Source organism: Idiomarina sp. UBA4206, from assembly GCF_002383015.1.
GTDB lineage: Bacteria > Pseudomonadota > Gammaproteobacteria > Enterobacterales > Alteromonadaceae > Idiomarina > Idiomarina abyssalis.
Genome location: NZ_DFTS01000044.1, coordinates 35,123 through 37,127, shown reverse-complemented (window position 1 = coordinate 37,127; position 2,005 = coordinate 35,123). Strand labels below are relative to the sequence as shown.

Genomic DNA, 2,005 nt, shown 5'->3' with positions numbered 1-2,005 from the left:
AACTGATAGTACTGCTCTTCATTCATGACATCGTAGCTGCGGACATCAATTTTGCCTCTGACGTTTGGATCGATAATGATGGTCTTCTCGAGGTTACGTCCAACCACCTGAATAAATTCGTTGATGTCGGTATTTTTGAAACTAGCGGCATACTCTTCGCTGCTTAATGGCGAGCTCATAAGGGTTAAAGTTATCCCTAAGGCTCCCAGCCATGCTTTTAAGCCACTCTTTGCCACGTTCATATTAATTATCCTGTTTTACCGGTAGCTCAAACGACAGCTCCATGCGTTCACCGTCGCGCTCAATTTCGATACTGACTTGCTTTTGCTCTGAGAGTTCCTGACTGGCCAGCATTGCTTGCTCCATATCGGTCAGGTCATAGCCATTAATGGCTACTGCTAAGTCACCGTTTTGAAAACCTGCGTCTCGAAACAATTCAGGGTTTTTACCCGAATTTAATTTATACCCTTTGAGTTCACCATTTGCCTGCACCGGTGAAATACTCACGTAATCCAGTAGAGAAGACGGGTTATTGGCAACCTGAGCCAACTGCTCCTCAACACTCGCATCGTCTGGCAAGTTGCTTTGATCAGCATTAGAACCTTCGTCATCTTCCGGGACCAAAGCCCCGTCACCATTTCCTGAACCATCAATAACCAGCGACAGTGCCGGCCTATCTTCGCCAATGTCTTCCATTTCAAGAGTTTCTAAACGTCCGTTATTATCGAGAATGACACGGTCAGCATGAATTTCTTCAACAGTGACAGATGAGCTACCAAGGTTCTCACCAATAACATAGGTTTGTTGCTTAGTTCCTTGCTGGATAATAGCGGCTGAACGCTCTGGATTAGAGCTGGCAGAAACCCCAATTAAGCGCACGTTTAATGATGTTTTTGGTGCGTTACGGGTATTCGTTGAACGGTCATTTCGCTCAGCGGCGCCAAATAAGTTTAATGATTTTAAGCTACTTAAGTCAGTACTCCGGTTATCCGCAACGTCAACCGTCACTTTAGGCAGAACCGCAGTCCCCTCCGGTTCTGCCGGATTAATTAAAGACCAGGTAAAACGCGCCAGTAGTACTGCGACCAAAAACCACGCGAATGCCGTGAGCGCCTGCATTAATCTGCGCCACATTTGAGGATCTGTAAATATTTGTTTGAGTCGGACAGTCACTTTATTCTTATTCTTGTTACACTGACAAAAGACGATTCATGCATTCTAGCGCAGGCAACATGAGTCAACAATCGATTAACACAAAGTTTATAACGAATTCGTTGCGTTTTTATGACAAGAAATCGAAAAGAGAACTCTATTCGCCTTGATAAATGGCTATGGGCAGCCCGGTTTTATAAGACCAGAGCACTTGCCCGGCAAATGGTTCAGTCAGGCAAAGTACATTATGAGGGACAGCGTAGCAAGCCTTCAAAAATTGTACAGGTGGGTGCTGTTATTACTTTGCGCCAGGGCTTTGATACCAAAGAAGTGGAAGTAATGGCTTTAAGTGAGCAGCGTCGCGGCGCAAGTGAAGCTCAGCTGCTCTATCAGGAAACCGCAGAAAGCGTTGAAAAGCGCGAACAAAATGCTGAAGCAAGAAAGCTTAATGCGTTGTATAATCCGCACCCGGAAGGACGGCCGGATAAGAAACAGCGCCGTCAACTTATCAGAATGAAAGATAGCGGCGAGTAAGCCCCTGTCGTCGATAAATAGGAGTGCCCATGGAATACCCAACTGATCAATTGTCACGTTACACCTTTGAAGAGCACGATGTGCGCGGTGAACTCGTTCAGTTGACCAGCAGTTACCAAACCTTAATTCGTGGTCACGATTACCCGGCACCGGTTCAGGAGTTACTGGGGCAGATGATGGCGGCAGTATCCTTACTGACGGCAACATTAAAATTTAACGGCCACATAGCCGTTCAGCTTCAGGGTGATGGACCACTTAATTTTATTGCAGTTAATGGTAACCATAATCAGGAACTCCGGGGCATTGCACGCTTAAAAAG

At 45.9% G+C, this 2,005-nt stretch carries 3 protein-coding genes and 1 pseudogene; 2 read left to right on the top strand and 2 right to left on the bottom strand.

Annotated elements, in window-relative coordinates; translation table 11 throughout:
• Together B3180_RS10330 and gspC are read right to left on the bottom strand one after the other, a co-directional pair.
• A pseudogene (locus B3180_RS10330) lies at nucleotides 1-242 on the bottom strand (type II secretion system protein GspD); the annotation flags it as partial.
• 1 nt (nucleotide 243) lies between these two features.
• Nucleotides 244-1,134 carry a type II secretion system protein GspC gene (gene gspC, locus B3180_RS10325; RefSeq protein ID WP_273022667.1) on the bottom strand — a complete coding sequence of 297 codons (891 nt, stop codon included), beginning with the start codon at nucleotides 1,132-1,134 and terminating at the stop codon, nucleotides 244-246.
• Nucleotides 1,135-1,284: 150 nt separating this feature from the next.
• Here gspC and hslR point away from each other — a divergent pair, with 150 nt between their 5' ends.
• On the top strand, nucleotides 1,285-1,686 hold the full coding sequence (gene hslR, locus B3180_RS10320; protein ID WP_222235698.1) for a ribosome-associated heat shock protein Hsp15: 402 nt from the start codon (nucleotides 1,285-1,287) through the stop codon (nucleotides 1,684-1,686).
• 29 nt (nucleotides 1,687-1,715) lie between these two features.
• On the top strand, nucleotides 1,716-2,005 hold a 290-nt coding region (locus B3180_RS10315; RefSeq protein WP_286844366.1), incomplete at its 3' end, for an Hsp33 family molecular chaperone HslO.